Genomic DNA, 15,565 nt, shown 5'->3' with positions numbered 1-15,565 from the left:
TTGTATTAATGGATAGGAATAATGGAAGGAAAAAAACATTTATTTGTAGGAAAGAACGGGAAAGCACAGAAATATACCTATCCAAGACAAGTCATAATATCGCCTACCATACCAAAGAGAAACCGAGCTTCTCATGGTGCTAATCTTTCATCTCAGTTAACATTAGCGAAAGTTGCCGAAGAAACTATCAGTGAAGAAATTGATAATATTGAACTAGATACTCCTGTGGGAGTTCAACTCTCATTTGAAAGTTTCCCTGGTATTGAAATCGCATTTGAAAAATTAGCGGATGTTCGCAGTGGAATAGAGCTACTGAGCGTAGTTCAAAAGGAAGACATCTATGTGGCAAACGTGTTGGTACCTCTGGGGAAATTTGGGGTTTTAGAGAAAAAAATTTCGGAATACTTAAATTCAAGTAAAGACAATAAATCAGGTCCTAAGCACGCGGTTCTTTTGAACGCAGTTTCCACTATTCGTAATACTGTTATAGAAAACCTTTGGACGGATAATCCAGAGCTATTTCCAACTTCCAATCAGGAAGTTGATTGGTTTGAAATATGGTTACCTGTGGGTGATGATCGGCCCGCCGTAATTAATGATTTTAAAAAGCTTTGTGGTATTCATGAAATAACCGTATCAGATAGTACACTTGAATTTCCGGAAAGGACGGTATTACTCGTTAGGACATCTTTAGACCAGCTAGCAAGTTCAGCTGCACTTCTAAGTAAAATTTCTGAAATACGTAAATCAAAAACAACAGCTGAATTTTTTGATTCTCTGGATATAGAAGATCAGCGCCAATGGGCTGAGGAACTAATTGAAAGAGTTGAATACAATTTTGATGATGACAGCGTCCCATATATTTCTATATTAGATACTGGTATAAATGTTGGTCATCCTCTTTTATCTGCCGTTTCTAATACTAATGATATGTTTGTTGTTGATCCTACTTGGAATGACGCTGATGCTAATGGTCATGGAACCTCAATGGCGGGGCTATCTATTTGGGGCGATTTGACATCTGCTCTGGAAACGTCTGACCGAATAAATATCAATCACAAATTAGAATCCATTAAGCTTTTACGTTATCCTGGTGATAACAGAGATAAACACCTTGGGCAAGTGACAGCGTCTGGTATTTCGTTATCTGAGATAGAAAATTTTGATAGAAAACGAATTTATACGCTTGCTTTATCAGCAAAAGATTCAAAAGACCGAGGTAAACCATCAGCATGGTCCTCAGAATTAGATGCACTGGCAGTTGACTATAGCGGAGAGAATTTATATCCGCGTTTTTTTGTCGTTTGTGCTGGCAATACTGAAGCAAATTTAACCCAATTAAAAGAGTATCCTCAATACAATGAGTTACAAGATATTCATGACCCTGGTCAGTCATGGAATGTTTTGACTGTTGGTGCATGCACTAATAAAACACAGATAACAGATGATGGTGGGGAAAATTATACTCTGCTTGCTCCCAAAGGTGGGTTGAGCCCATATAGTACTACCTCTGTGACCTGGATGAACTCAATGCCTATTAAACCAGAGGTCGTTTTTGAAGGTGGAAATATGGGTGTTGATGATTATTCAGCGGCTTCTATGTCAAGTCTGCAGCTTTTGACTACTCATCATGACTTCCATACACGACTGTTTTCAACATTTAATGCAACTAGTGCAGCAACTGCGTTAGCTGCAAAATTTGCCGCAGAGATAAGTGCATCATATCCCAATCTATGGCCGGAAACGGTAAGAGCTTTAATTGTTCATTCAGCGAACTGGACTGAAAGCATGCTTAGTCAATTCTCCTATCCAGGGAAAACCGCGCGGCAACGAGCACAACATTTAGCCAGATGTGTTGGTTATGGTGTTCCAAATCTCAGCAAAGCGTTGTGGAGTGCAAGTAACTCGTTGGTAATGATTGTTGAGGATGAGCTACAACCGTTTGAAAGGATAAAAGGGAAAGAGCCATCGACTAAAGATATGCATATCCATGATATCCCTTGGCCGAAAACACAGCTTTTCGAATTAGGTGATGTTCCAGTAAAAATGACTATTACTCTGTCTTACTTTATTGAACCTAATCCTTCTAGCCGTAACATATCAAGCAAATATCGTTATCCAAGTCATCAATTGCGTTTTGATGTAAAACGTCCGACAGAGTCGAAATCTGAATTTTTGAAACGGTTAAGTCGAGCCGCTAGAGCTGAAGAAGAAGGTTCGTCAACTCCTCCCCCAGATCCTAACTGGCTATTAGGTGATTTTCGTAATAAAGGGTCCATTCATAAAGACGTTTGGGAAGGTACTGCGGCTGATTTAGCTGAACGAGGTTTGTTAGCTGTTTATCCTGCAATGGGTTGGTGGAGAACCCGTAAAAAATTGGAACGATATGATAAACAAGCTCGTTATTCATTGATTGTGTCGATTGAAACACCATCAACCGATGTAGATTTATATACCCCGGTGGAAACTGAAATCAGGAATAGGGCTGTTATTGAAAATGTGGTAACTGTTGAAAATTAGTTGTCGGAAGACAATATAGTTTGATCGATTCCAATAAAGTCTGACCATTTACAATAAAGTTTGTCACTTTTCTTCTGTCAATTCACTTGGCAGAGGAAAAGTGAAGCGACTACAGCAAACACGCCTTTGCCCCAAAGCGCGTTAACGTAATTACTCAGTGGCGGGTCGTGCCACTGAAATCACCGTACTTTTACTCATGGTTACCAGTTGAGAGGCCGTGACAGAAAACACCCATTTCCTTTAACTTGTTAACATTCATTCTCCGCATAATTCTACATTCACATATTTATGCGAGTGACTACAGTACAGAACCAAGTTAAAGAAGGTATCAATCGTTTCTTTCCTTAATCTCAGACAGTTTAATTGCGTTAACGGACTTAGAAAGTACAAAGAAGTTGTTCATGCTGAGATAAACCCGCTCCATTTGCACCGACAAGGAGAGTACTCTTATCATTAGTCAAAGAAATTATAACCAGAGCTGAATGGTTCACCGTTCTTAGAGACTTTATCACTGTTCACAACATATTTAACTTTGGTCACTTCATCTCTCTCAAAACCTTCAATGATAACAATAGACCCGTTTTTTCTAATGCTTTTTGTACCGCCACAAACATCAAGCCTTTCAGATACAAACTGATAATTCTCTTTAAACCTCATAACAGAGTAGACCTCTGCACAAGCGTTACCAGCAGGATAGCCCTTTACTAACACTGAGTGTAATCCCCCTGTGTATCTGGCAACTCCTAAATCAAAAGTCTTTAGTTCAATGTACTGTTCAGTAGTACCGATGGTTTCATTACCAAAGCTGATTTGGTAATTATGGGTTAAAGACATACTTTGTCCCAGATCCTTTACTTGAAAAGTACCGAGTTCAGTGTCGATTGTTTGTGTCTCATTAGCAAATACACTTAATGAGCATGTTACAGAAAACAACAGAGCTAATTTTGATAAATTCATAACACCTCCTGACAAGAAAAATACACGATATATCATAATGATAGAAAATCAAATGAGTAAGCTCTGCATAATGCTATTTCTGCACCCAAAGAGCACTCTGCACATTCTTGTCCAGTACCGTTCTCGGTTGTCTTATCAAGCGATGCCATTCTGTGTTTTACAATACCAGAAGTTATCTGAAGGGTAGATTCCGGCCACAAAGTCTGAATTGTTTCTGTCCAGAAGTGACATACGGTATCTGCTATCAAACTAATTTTCTTTTTTCGTTAATTTGTCTAAGTATCCCATTGCAAAAGCGGAAAGAACAAAAGTAACGTGAAGTAGTAAGTACCACTTAATCTTTTCATCAGGAATATTCTCTGTGTTCATAAAGACTTTGAGTAAGTGAATGGAAGAAATAGCCACTATAGAAGCAGACACCTTGTTTTTGAGAGAGCCTGTATCTAACTTGCCCAGCCACATTAACTTATCAGCGTTGTTACCAACATCGATTTTAGACACAAAGTTTTCATAACCAGAAAACATAACCATGATAATCAAACCACCCACTAGTGAAATATCTATCAAAGAGAGTGTCACAAGTATCAAGTCAGTTTCTTTAATCGAAAATATGTTCGGTAAAATATGCCACACTTCTTGGAAAAACTTGATACCTAAAGCAAGAAGTACAAAGCTTAAACCCAAGTAAATAGGTGCCATTATCCATCGGGCTGAATACAACAATTTCTCAAACAAACGTTCCATAAAACACAACTATCCTTAACTTATTCAATGAATTGGGAGGTCAGATGATAATGACTTACCGATAGGAAAGAAACATTATTGTAACAGAAAAACCTACTTGATACTGAGGTTCAAGATTCACTTCTGGCTTAGTACTATAAGTAACTCCTTTCCTATCTATTAAAACTGTTTAAAGAACAATTGCAGAAAGTGGCGCTTAGAGCCAATTTGGTTTTCAATTCGCTTGATGACTTGTGAAATAGCTGACTTACTTTTGTTGCTTTCAATTGCAATGCTGGTCAGAGGCTCATGCTTAGCTAGTTCTTCCAAGATTGATTGAGCTTTACGGGGTCACACGACGATTCGGAAAATATTGTACGCTAAGAGCATAACCTTATATTCCTAAAGGAAAAATTTGCTTCGATTAATTCCTTCTTACAAAGTGAAGTCTTTGTCAGAGTTACCCTGCTTTTTGACCTTTGCAATAGTTGATCGGCTACAGCCCAAAAGGTGTTGAATCTGAGACCAACTTTTCCCCTCACTAAGCAAAAGTGCTACATTTTCTCTCAGCTTGAGATCTGGTTTTCTTCCTTGGTACTTACCCAAGGCTTTTGCTTTCTGTATTCCTTGTGCTTGTCTTTTACGTCGAGTCTCATAATCATCCCTGGCCATTGCCGCAGCGAGATCAATCATAAACTCAGTGAGCACTTTTGAAATCATAGAACTTTCGGCGTTACCGCTGAGGGCAGCATGAGTCATTGGCTGGTCAAGAACAACAATATGAAGTCCCGCATCAACTAATTGATGTTTGAGCAGCTTCCATTGTTCATATGGTAATCTTGATAACCTATCAACCTTTTCGATAAGCAAAATATCATTTTGGTGAGAATCACCTATTAAACGTGATAGCTCAGCTCTTTCTAGTCTAGAACCTGATTGGTTTTCAATATAGAAACTGGCAATACGTACACCTTTTTGATTAGCAAACCGCTCTAATTCAGCTTTAGCACGATTAGCATCCTGTTCATCAGTTGATGCTCTTAGGTATCCTCGTATGAACATTTTTGTTACTTCGGTCTGTTTTAAGTATGGTATTCAATATTAGTTCACATAGGGTATAAAACCAATAATAAACGAACCAGTTTTTCAAAGATGCGATATGGTTTGCTTGAGGTGTACCCAATTCAGACTGCCGAGGCATTGCTTAATCATAAAATTTGCGCTTGTTATCTGTAGGGTTGAGTGATTATTAAAGTTGACGTGATTGTATATAGATAAAAATCTATATAGAATATAGTCTATACTAAGAAAGCAAAGATAAAACATGTGGAATGTAGTAACTAGACCACTTTTTGACGAGTGGTTTCTATCACTAGATGAAAGCGATCAAATTAATGTCCGCGCATGCATCCAGGTTCTTCTTGAAAGAGGGCCTCAGCTGAGCAGACCATACGCTGACACTGTGGAAGATTCAAAGCACAGCAACATGAAAGAGTTGCGAGTGCAAATCAATGGGAAACCTATACGAGCTTTCTTTGCTTTTGACCCAGAAAGAACAGGAATTATCTTATGTGGCGGTGAAAAAACTGGCGATAAGAGATTCTACAAAAAGATGATTCCGATTGCTGATGCAGAACTTGATGAGCATTTAGAGGAACTTAAAAATGAAAAGTAACCCATTAAGCGTACTTGACGCAAAAATGTCACCAGAAGCACTTGCTGCCGCTAAAGAAAAAGCAGCGGATATGCTTCTTGATATTCGACTTGCTGAGCTTCGAGAGATCACCCATCTATCTCAAGTAGAAATCGCTAAAGCTATGGGCATTAGCCAGCCATCAGTTGCCAATTTAGAGAAATCTGGCAAAGATTTACGTCTTAGCTCTCTAAAGAAATACATCGAAGCGACCGGTGGTAAGCTTCGCATTGATGTAGAACTGCCAGACGGAAAACATTTTAGCTTCCCGGTGTAAAGCTGGAATGCTTGTCTGAGTTGTATATTAGGTTGCTTGCCCTGCTTGTAGGGACGCAAGTGCGGTAACAAACCATATTAAAATGGCAGCGAAGCATCGGGACGCTGCCATTTCTAACTTAAAAATGCCCCAAAGTAAGTTATGACGGTCAGAAGGTACATTAATAGAGACCTGATTTTGCAATACTTAACCTAATGAAAGAACGCGCAAAATCAGATCCTATTGTTGTTTGTGACATCCTCTTCAGGATGGTTAACCCATCCATATGAACATCTCGGACGCCCAGCTCTATTACATTGATATGGGCTGCTTTTACAAAGCATCTTTCGCCAATAGCTGCATGTTAAGTGAACTTGTCTTTAAGCCCGCTCTGTTGAACCGATAGCGCATGTAAGCAGAGATATCGTCCTCGTGGGATGAGACAATTAGCTGGCAGTGCTTGAGTTCGCAACGGAGTAGATCGGTCAAGGAAGCGATGTTGACTTCATCCAGAGATTGAGACGGGTCATCAATCAGGATGAGAGGCACCTGAGCATAGACCTTATTGAGGGAAAGGAAGAAGGCAAGGCTGAGGGCTGACACCTGACCAGAACTCATAGACATGACTGCGTCGTGTTCAGACTTCTCAGCAGTCAGGAACCTCAACTGCGTACCTTCGCGGCTCTCGATAAACAGGCCCAAGCCACGCTGATAGTTTTGGATTAACCGGCCACTGTAGATGTGGAATATGAGCTCAATAGCCGAAATTGTCTGGTCGGTATAACTCTGTTCTGTCTTCTTCAAAGTGTTTCGGAGCTTTTCGATTTTACCTTGAGCTTTTTGGGCCGCCAGGGTTTCTTTTTCGATAAGATTAAGACCGGAAATACAGGTTTGGAGCCTGGAGTTTTGAGCCTCATTGGCTTTAATCGATATGTACTGTTCTTTGTCTTTTAGGTCTTCAGCCGTGATTATGTAGAAGTCCTGCAGGTCTTTGAAGGCGCTGTTTGTTGTATCTCGCCAGTCCTCCGGCAGCGCTAAAGCATCAGCTTCAACCTGTTTTTTATTCCTTAGAATCGCTTTGAGCTTTTCAAGCCGCTCATTTACTACGTCATCAATTTCCGTAAATGAGTCAGTAAATTGAATATTGTCGCTTTGCAGCTTCTCCATTAGCTGGGTTATTGCCGGGAGCCGAAGCTTAATTTTGGTCAGCTCTGCATGAAGATTTGGTACAAATGTAGGCTTGATAAGTTTCAAACTGTCTTGTATATGGGTGTCAATGAGCTTCAGCTCAGCGTCCATAGCAGTGACAAGGTTAACTAAGTCCTTACCGTCTTTGCTTAGTGATTCAGAGATCCGCTTGGTTCTTGCTTCAATGGCATCCACCATTGATTTGTGATCTTCCCAGTCCGCGCCACAGAGGGGGCACAACTGGTCATTGGGATAGGACTTCTTATGTTCATCAATCAGCTGCCTTTTCAGGCGTTCCAATTCGGCTATGACGTTCGCATTGGCGCTGCTTTTTTCGCGTAGGCTGTTTCGGGATTCAATTTGTAATTCAAACCACTCAAGGCGCCCATCTGCCCAGTTTGGTAGTGCTCGAGCTTCTTCAAAGCTAATTGCCGTAGCACCGCGTTTGATGATGTTTGCTGAACGTTCTAACTCATCAATCCCCTTCTTGATAGCATCAAGCAAATCAAGCTTGCCAAGATCCTTACCAAACTGAGCCAAGCTTCTCAGGGATTCCTCGTTATGATCAATCTCGGCATCAATTGCCTCGTTGTGAACCCTGGTTTTTATCGTGGCTTTGAGTGGCAGAAGGGTGATAATCTTGCGAACAGATTCCTGGTAGGTAGTATGGTCTAACGCAGAATACGTCGAGAAGAGGTCCTCCTTGTCCCATCCTGGCTGGACATCAGTCGTCGAGAGCTTTTTGTACTCAACGATCCCAGCCTCAGCCTGCAATGTGTCTCTTAGGATGGCTATCTCTTCCGTGAGTGTCTCGACTTTTGCCTTACGCTCAGGATCGTTGATGTACTTTGTAAGTTTACTGTATATGGTGCTGCAGCTTTCGATCTCAGCTTCGATATCGCTGATGTTAAAGAGGTTTCCTAGTTTATCCTTACGTTCGTCTACTCGAGTGTGTAACAGCCGGTTTTGTCCCTGCTCCAGATAGTTAAGGAAAGAGAAGTTTTCCCTGAAGTTTTTACCGAAAATTTCGTCAAGGAAGTTGTTGTCGCGCAGATTGATCTTCGTAAAGTCAGATGATTCAAATTCCGGTAGCTCGTAAAGCTTAAAGTTTTCATACTTGTCTGCACGATTGTTCGCTGGTTTTTTGAATATCGCAGTTGGGCAATGTCTTGCTAAAACAAGTTTACGATCACCATTAATGAATTCAATTTTAATGCAGAGGTCATTTTCGCCGGAGCGGTTGTTCCAGAAGAGGTTGTCCGCGTAGTCTCTTTTGTTCTTGGTTAGTAAAGTAGAGAATAGGTTTTGTATTCTATTGATCTGGCCGGTGAGCAGTAGTTCGATGGCGTCGAATATGCTTGTTTTTCCATAACCGTTAGGACCGTCCAGAGTTAGTAAGGACGACTCGCCAAGATCTAAGTAGATATGCTTGAATGCTTTGAAGCTAGAGACTTCAATCTTGGATATTTGCCAGTTCATTGTTAATCATTTCCTTGATAATGTCGTCGGCATTTTTGCCTGTGACTGTCTGGATAGTCGAATACATATCGTTCAGACCGGCTTCTGCAACGGCCTCAGCTGCTTGTAACCTCAAGGACACGAGGTTTCCTTGATGGCTAGGTAACTCTAAGAAAGGAAGTTTGATAAAGGTCTTCGCCGCGAAGCTGTATTGTGTGGCTACAAGAGGTTTTTCTTTGTAACTAAGAAACTCTTTTTTATCAGCAATCAAAGTCTCCAGTTTTCTGTAAGTGAAATTGGTGAGAGCGCTTTCTTCCGCTATGCTGTAGTAGAGAACGTATTTTTTATAAAAATGCGGGTCTTCCTCGATTGCGAAGATTTCTTCTTCGTGATCCTTGAACTCGGCCAGAACGTCAAGGCGATAAATGCAAATCAGATCGCAATTCTTCTTGAAACTTGGGTTTCTAAGAAATTCATCAGGAGCAAGGTGATTGATTCGGTTATTTAGCTCGGCTGGGTCAGGAAGACCGTCTAAAGTATGTACGACTGCGAATCTAATAGCAGACCCAGACTCGCGAACATAAAAGCTTGTTGTGTCCAGTTCTCGCTTACTCACAAAGCCATGGGCAACAAGTGCTTCATCAATGAGTTGTTTTATCATTCAGTTGACCCTCTGCGTCCTCTTTTGTCATTACGCTAATGCATAGCGATTTGATGATGTTGCTTTCCAGCTTTTCAGTAGCTGGCTTGTTATCGAAATCATCTGAGTTTGTGAATTTTGTATTAAAGGTGAATGAGGCTTCCGCTTTGCTGGCGATTAGATGATTGTACTCAAAAAGTAGTCTCAGCAGATCCCCGTTGTTTTTCATTTCTCTGATCATGTCAGACTCACACTCCTCGCTTTCATCCACGTCAAGAGCGGTAGGCACGTAGAACCGATTTTCGCTGTCGAGGTAGTGCGGGAGATGGTTGAATATGGGCTCCACCGAAATAGCTTGGATGAGCTTGGTGTATCGCCTGATGTCGTTCGTCTGAACGTCTTGAAACCGCTCGGATGGCTTCATCATCTGGCATAGCGTTTTTAACTCGTTGATGGGCGTTTCGCGTATGTGCTCGCACAAACGCCTAGCTCTCTCATAAGTGGCGTCACTCATTGTTGGTAGCGCCTGATCTAGCCGTTCTTCTAGGTAGGTTTGAAGCCTGGCCTTCAACTCAACGGTATAGTAGTCGCGATTCTGATAGGGGTTTTCGGTCAGCAATTCCTCTAGGATATCTTTTGCCTCGATACGGCCTTCGTAAGCAGCTTTGTTTTCTGAAAAGCCGTCCTCTTGATTTAGTTTGTGATTGTGTATTGCCTTGGTACTTATTTTTTCTGAGAGTAAGCAATAGTTAAAATTTATGAGATTATCACTGACCGTGATGGACTGTTTCTCACATATATTTTTTATCAGTGCTTTGGTCAGTCCCTCAATTTCACCCAGTCCACAATGAAAGTTGTCTCCATAGCGGTAGAATTTCACTATTTCTTCGCTAGTCCCTTTGTGATCATCGGTATTATCTAGCTGTACGGATACGTGAAAGTAACGGGGCGTCCCTTTTATTTTGTCGTGTTCGATCAACGTGGATTGCTCCAGAGCCTTGGAGTAGCCACTACGATATTTACTAATCTTCGCTTTTACTTGATGGGCGGTTTGTAGCTTTCCATCTTTATAAATAGCGAAGTCGTCACTACTATCAAGCTGAAGCTCGAAGTCCAAATCACCATCATGAATAAGCTTAAGCGAATGATATAGTGCAACTTTTCCTTGATAAACGAACCCGCTCCACGAAGATATCGCGCTGGCTGGGTATTTTTCATCTTCTTGACTCACATGAACTCCTTGCTGCCAATGTGACGGAGTCATATTACTGCATTTATGGGGTTTTCTGTATTTGCTTCGTTTATTTGGCGAACATATTCTGCATTTTCCCACCTTTATCAATAATATTGTCAGAATAGACACATAATCAGTAGACACTTTCGAACTTTTTTTGCCCAAACTCAGCTTATGCGATGCTTGTAGTTTAGATCCCTAACTCTAACTGATAATTGTCCATCAACGTGTCAGCTTGCTCTTAGCTGGCACGAAAATGCCCCTTTTCTTGTTAACGCAATTACTCAGTAGCAAATCGCGCCACTGAAAACACCATACTTTTGCTCATGGTTAGCAGCAGAGAGACCGTGATAGAAAACTCCCAAAAACTCTCAGGTTTACACAATTCATTCATACTCCCTAACTTGCATGAATATTCTGCTTAGCGACAAGCAATAATTTTGCTTATGTTTTTATTGACCTATCTCAAATGAGAAGGGCTAATCAATATTATCCTTTTTCCTTTAGGATTGACTGAACTGTTTCACCAGACGTTGCAGGCTTTCTAGGCGTTCAACCAACAGGTTTGTGCGGTCTACGGAGGTGGATGATAGGGATTTAGTTAAGCGAATGGCTTCTTTCATTCGATGCACATGCTCAGTCATGCCCTGAGTCACCTGAACCTGCTCAGTAATGGCTTGTGAGGTACTGGTGCTTTGTTCGCCAATGGCTCCCAAATCATTCACAATCGCCTCAAAAGCCTCTTTACTTTTCTGGGACTTGGTGACGCTTAGCTCTGATGCGGTTATACCTTCTTCCATCAAGCTACCTGTCTTGTTTACGGTTGCCTGAAGCACTTCTATTTTCGAGCGAATATCATCGACAGAGGTGCTGGTTTTTCCTGATAGAGCGCGAACTTCATCAGCCACAACAGCAAATCCGCGACCGTGCTCTCCCGCTCTGGCGGCTTCTATTGCAGCATTGAGTGCCAGCAGGTTAGTTTGCTCGGCAATGCCTTGTATCATTTCCAGAATGGTTTCAATACCATCAACATCTGCGTAGAGCTGCTCAAGTGCCGTTTTAGAGTTATCAAGCTGCTGGCTAAGCACATGGACCGTTTCGACAGCCTCATCAATCGTCAGGCTTCCTTCCTCAGCTTTTATTTGAGCATTTTGGGCAAACTCAGAGCTTTGCTTAGCCTGATTAGCAACTTCATCAATGGAGGCCAGCATCTCTTCTGCGGAAACGGCCATAGCATCAGTAGCCGTATCTTGCTCACCCAGCTCTCTGTCGATGGCCTGACTGTTCGCTACTTCTTCAGTTGCGGCCTGAAGCAGGCTCTCCGACGTTTCATTGGCCCTTGCGGTAGCCGCCCGAAGCTCGGCCCGTTTCATCATCATTGCCAGTTCAATCCGGGAGATATCATCACAATACCCGGTGTAAGGCTGCTCCATGAGTGGGTTGTCATAGTGTGATTTAGCAAGTTTATTGACAGAAGCAAGGCGCTGCTTGAGCCTGAATGATGTGGCAGCTTGGATGGTGCAAAGTGGAATTAGTATCCACAGTGCCGCTGATAGCGGCAACACACCGAAGGCAAGTAACATAAGCGCTGTTAATTGGGTAATAAGCAGCCAAAAGTTTAGGCTTACCCACTTAATACGCCTTATGGAAACGGTGCCATTTCGAAGTTTTGCATAAAGTGAATAGGCTCTGGATATTTGTTCATCGGTTGGTTGAGTCCGGACAGACTGGTATTCATAGACTTTACCGTCTTTATCCATAATAGGGGTAACAAAGGCGGATACCCAGTAATGACCAGTGCCTTTACATTTGTTTTTTACCAGCCCCATCCAGCTTTTACCCGATTGAATATACTCCCAGAGCTGACCAAATGCGGGTTTTGGCATATCACTGTGCCTAATGACATTATGGGGCTTACCGAGTAACTCCTCTTCTTCGTATCCGGCAATGCGGCAAAAATCCTCGTTACAATATGTAATGTGACTGTCTGCGGTCGTGGTAGATATCAGACTATCACTGTCTGAAAACCGAACTCTTTCATCTGACATAATACTTCTCAACTTCTTTATTGTTTGTTAGTTATTATTGAACAGCATGGCTGTTATATTTGTCTATAAATACTTCAAAATCTTCAATCGGTATGGGCTTGCTGTAAAGGAACCCCTGATAGACTCTACATCCTTCGTTTTCCAGAAACGCTCTCTGTTTTTCAGTCTCAACGCCTTCCGCTATTGCGTATAATCCTAGGGCCTCCGACATTGATATAATCGTTTTGACGATAGACTGGTCATTGACATCTGACTCTAAATCAACCACAAACGAGCGGTCAATCTTTAGCTGGCTTAGGGGGAGTCTTTTGAGATATCGAAGTGATAAGTATCCGGTACCAAAGTCATCCAGAGCAAAGTGCACACCTTTTTTCTGAGGACGTTCATGGATGAAATCGTTTTATCCATATCATCGACCATCATCGTTTCTGTGAGCTCTAAACGTAGCTTGCCTCTTGGCAGGTGATACTTTTCGAGTAACTGACAAACCAGAGGTATGAACTGCGGATCATGAAACTGTCTGGCACTTACATTGACGGAAAGTGTCAGGTGTTGGGTTTCTGCTCTCTCCTGCCATAAACTCAACTGTTTACAGGCTGACTTGAGTACCCAGTTACCAAGGGGAACGATGAGCCCGGTTTTTTCTGCAAGAGAAATAAACCTATCAGGCCCAACCAAGCCTTTGTCAGTGTGTTGCCAGCGAACCAATGTTTCTGCCCCACGCACGTGGTTTTTCTGGTTAACCTGAGGTTGATAGTGGAGAACAAATTCCTGCCCTTGAATCGCTTTTTGCAGGTCATCCTCCAACTGGGCGTGCTCCATGACTTCATTCTGCATTTGTGGGTCAAAGAAACAAACCGCGTTTTTTCCCGATTGTTTTGCCTTATACATAGCCATATCGGCCTGTTTTAAAAGTTCTGATTCGGTTTGCTTGCTATCAGAAAAGAGCGCAATACCAATGCTTACACCACTTTTATACTGGATATTTTGTAGCTGGTAGGTTTCAGCAAGTACGTCCGACAATTTTGTCGCCACAACTTCAGCCTGAGTGGCTGCATCCATAGAGTTGGCATCCAGACCGGGAAGAATGACAACGAATTCATCACCCGACAAACGGGCTAACGTATCACCATCGCGAATACACTGTCTGATGCGTAAGGCGACGTTCTTAAGAAGCGCGTCTCCATACTCATGCCCATGCTGGTCATTTATCTTTTTAAAATTATCAATATCTAAAAATAATAACGCATTGTTCTGGTTGCGGCATTTGCAAGCCGCAATAGTCTGGTGCAGCCTGTCAAATAGTCGCCGTCGGTTTGGTAGCCCCGTTAATGAATCATAATGTGCGAACTCTGTGATTTGCTTTTCGCTGTCCTTACGCTGAGTTATATCCTGAACAAAGCCCGCTATCCTGTCGGGTGTTCCATCGTCATGATAGGTTACTCTACCACGGCACTCTATCCAGCGCTCTTTCCCATCGCTTGGCCGGATTATAGGATATTCAACATAATGCTCTTTTCCGGTCTGGAAACACTCCTGCATAGAGTTAAGGAAAGGGATATGGTAATCCTTATGCATGATGCTACAGAGCGAATCCGGGCTGGGGACAGAGCCTTCTGGCAGGCCAAACAGGTTAAATATCTCGGGAGACCAATCCGCCACTTCACTGTTGTAGCCGAGTGACCAGTAGCCAATCTGGGCATATTCCATCGCCTGTTGTAACCGAAGCTCGCTGTTTGAGAGTTTCGTCTGGGTGAGGTTCCCGTGTTTAAGTTCACGCATCAGGCGTAATGCGCTGGCACTTAAGTTTTTATACGAAGCAATAATGATGTTTATAATGGCTTTTGTTGAGTCCCGCATTTGCTCGTCAGTCCACTGGCGAGCTTCCTCAACAGACATGCCAGACTCGACGGCATTTACAAGCAAAGCCATGTGCTTATCACTTTCCAGAATATGAGCCGCCAGCAAACTGGCTAAAAAAGACAGTAGCTCTTCCAGCCACTGCTCTATTGGTATAATGTCTGACTTCAATTTGAACTCTTGTATGCGTTCAATAAAGCGACTATGGCTATCTCTATGACTGACAGTTTCATGGACATCAGGCAATATCGCTAGCCAATGGTTTTCTTCACTCTGGAAATGGTAGGCCGCGTAATCAACCAGTTCATCAATAATGCTGCGTAAAGGAGGCTCTTCCTGCTGAAAAATAATATGGTTTGCAACTTGATTAAGCAGGAAAACCAACTGTTTGTGCTGCTGGTCAATTTCGTCTATACCTGTGTTGAAACTGTCATTCCAAGGGAACATATCGATATGGTGCTGTCTGGTATGAAGATTTGTCATATCATCACGCCTCTTTTGCTAACACTTATAGGCTCATGATGGGTGATAACCTTCCCCGAAAGCCATTCTATTCCAGCTATCACTGCCTCATTCCTTTGTTTTCTCAGAGGTTGCCAACTTCTCACTACGTTTTTATTCCATTATTGTTTGTATTTCTATGATTAGTTTACCCTAATTATGAATGTAAAAAATCGCGTTAAGCCTTTATTTGAGGATAGACTGCAACAGGTTGACTTCTCTTTCGAGTAACCGATTTTTTTTACTGGTTTGTTCAGGTAATGATAATACCTGATAGTTACGGCGCTAGACCAAATAATTCTAGATTGAGAACAACGTTTGGCCTCTATTGTAAGTCCTTTTTGGCAATGGCTTTTTATTATATTCTTCTAACAGAATCGTCAGCGACAAAGCGAATTGCCTAGTTCTAGGTAAGAAAAAATGCTCCATTTTTATACAGACCGATTCTATCTTAGCTATCTGTATTATCAACTTTCATCGACCGTGA

Annotated in this window: 10 protein-coding genes and 1 pseudogene; 3 read left to right on the top strand and 8 right to left on the bottom strand. The window is 42.0% G+C overall.

Annotated elements, in window-relative coordinates; all coding sequences use genetic code 11:
* The first annotated feature begins 21 nt into the window (after window positions 1–21).
* Entirely contained in the window at window positions 22–2,520 is a 2,499-nt protein-coding gene (locus DI392_RS13425; protein ID WP_041156847.1) for a S8 family peptidase, read from the top strand.
* Between the two features lie 453 nt (window positions 2,521–2,973).
* On the opposite strand, the gene DI392_RS13420 is transcribed toward DI392_RS13425, so the two are convergent.
* From DI392_RS13420 to DI392_RS13410, 3 genes are all read right to left on the bottom strand, one after another.
* A complete protein-coding gene (locus tag DI392_RS13420) occupies window positions 2,974–3,477 on the bottom strand; it encodes a hypothetical protein (protein ID WP_041156862.1) in 504 nt (167 codons plus the stop codon).
* 249 nt (window positions 3,478–3,726) lie between these two features.
* Window positions 3,727–4,221 carry a TIGR00645 family protein gene (locus tag DI392_RS13415; protein ID WP_041156863.1) on the bottom strand — a complete coding sequence of 165 codons (495 nt, stop codon included), beginning with the start codon at window positions 4,219–4,221 and terminating at the stop codon, window positions 3,727–3,729.
* A 414-nt stretch (window positions 4,222–4,635) separates the two neighbouring features.
* A complete protein-coding gene (locus tag DI392_RS13410) occupies window positions 4,636–5,262 on the bottom strand; it encodes a recombinase family protein (RefSeq protein WP_041156864.1) in 627 nt (208 codons plus the stop codon).
* A 262-nt stretch (window positions 5,263–5,524) separates the two neighbouring features.
* Between DI392_RS13410 and DI392_RS13405 the strand changes: the two genes are divergently transcribed.
* Window positions 5,525–5,875: a type II toxin-antitoxin system RelE/ParE family toxin gene (locus tag DI392_RS13405; protein ID WP_041156865.1), complete on the top strand. Its 351-nt coding sequence runs from the start codon at window positions 5,525–5,527 to the stop codon at window positions 5,873–5,875.
* Complete coding sequence (locus DI392_RS13400; protein ID WP_041156866.1) at window positions 5,865–6,170, top strand: helix-turn-helix domain-containing protein; 306 nt, start codon at window positions 5,865–5,867, stop codon at window positions 6,168–6,170. Before DI392_RS13405 ends, DI392_RS13400 begins: the two co-directional genes overlap by 11 nt.
* Before the next feature lie 312 nt (window positions 6,171–6,482).
* Here DI392_RS13400 and DI392_RS13395 read toward each other — a convergent pair whose 3' ends face one another.
* The 5 genes and pseudogenes from DI392_RS13395 to DI392_RS19690 form a co-directional block, all read right to left on the bottom strand.
* A complete protein-coding gene (locus tag DI392_RS13395) occupies window positions 6,483–8,816 on the bottom strand; it encodes an AAA family ATPase (protein ID WP_041156867.1) in 2,334 nt (777 codons plus the stop codon).
* Window positions 8,791–9,456 carry an ABC-three component system middle component 1 gene (locus tag DI392_RS13390; protein ID WP_041156868.1) on the bottom strand — a complete coding sequence of 222 codons (666 nt, stop codon included), beginning with the start codon at window positions 9,454–9,456 and terminating at the stop codon, window positions 8,791–8,793. Before DI392_RS13390 ends, DI392_RS13395 begins: the two co-directional genes overlap by 26 nt.
* Window positions 9,437–10,666, bottom strand: coding sequence for an ABC-three component system protein (locus DI392_RS13385; protein WP_041156869.1), 1,230 nt, complete (start codon window positions 10,664–10,666; stop codon window positions 9,437–9,439). Before DI392_RS13385 ends, DI392_RS13390 begins: the two co-directional genes overlap by 20 nt.
* A gap of 506 nt (window positions 10,667–11,172) precedes the next feature.
* Window positions 11,173–12,717, bottom strand: a complete 1,545-nt coding sequence (locus tag DI392_RS13380; RefSeq protein ID WP_109320308.1) for a methyl-accepting chemotaxis protein — start codon at window positions 12,715–12,717, stop codon at window positions 11,173–11,175.
* 34 nt (window positions 12,718–12,751) lie between these two features.
* A pseudogene (locus tag DI392_RS19690) lies at window positions 12,752–15,024 on the bottom strand (EAL domain-containing protein).
* Window positions 15,025–15,565 lie beyond the last annotated feature (541 nt).

Origin of the sequence: Vibrio albus, from assembly GCF_003144035.1 — a bacterium.
Taxonomy (GTDB): Bacteria; Pseudomonadota; Gammaproteobacteria; order Enterobacterales; family Vibrionaceae; genus Vibrio; species Vibrio albus.
The sequence above is the reverse complement of the archived record's forward strand: the minus strand, read 5'-3'. Positions and strand labels throughout refer to the sequence as shown.

Bases quoted from the DNA above. Each gene is read 5' to 3' on its own strand.
- DI392_RS13425 (WP_041156847.1), top strand. From the start codon at position 22: ATGGAAGGAAAAAAACATTTATTTGTAGGAAAGAACGGGAAAGCACAG.
- DI392_RS13420 (WP_041156862.1), bottom strand. From the start codon at position 3,477: ATGAATTTATCAAAATTAGCTCTGTTGTTTTCTGTAACATGCTCATTA.
- DI392_RS13415 (WP_041156863.1), bottom strand. From the start codon at position 4,221: ATGGAACGTTTGTTTGAGAAATTGTTGTATTCAGCCCGATGGATAATG.
- DI392_RS13410 (WP_041156864.1), bottom strand. From the start codon at position 5,262: ATGTTCATACGAGGATACCTAAGAGCATCAACTGATGAACAGGATGCT.
- DI392_RS13405 (WP_041156865.1), top strand. From the start codon at position 5,525: ATGTGGAATGTAGTAACTAGACCACTTTTTGACGAGTGGTTTCTATCA.
- DI392_RS13400 (WP_041156866.1), top strand. From the start codon at position 5,865: ATGAAAAGTAACCCATTAAGCGTACTTGACGCAAAAATGTCACCAGAA.
- DI392_RS13395 (WP_041156867.1), bottom strand. From the start codon at position 8,816: ATGAACTGGCAAATATCCAAGATTGAAGTCTCTAGCTTCAAAGCATTC.
- DI392_RS13390 (WP_041156868.1), bottom strand. From the start codon at position 9,456: ATGATAAAACAACTCATTGATGAAGCACTTGTTGCCCATGGCTTTGTG.
- DI392_RS13380 (WP_109320308.1), bottom strand. From the start codon at position 12,717: ATGTCAGATGAAAGAGTTCGGTTTTCAGACAGTGATAGTCTGATATCT.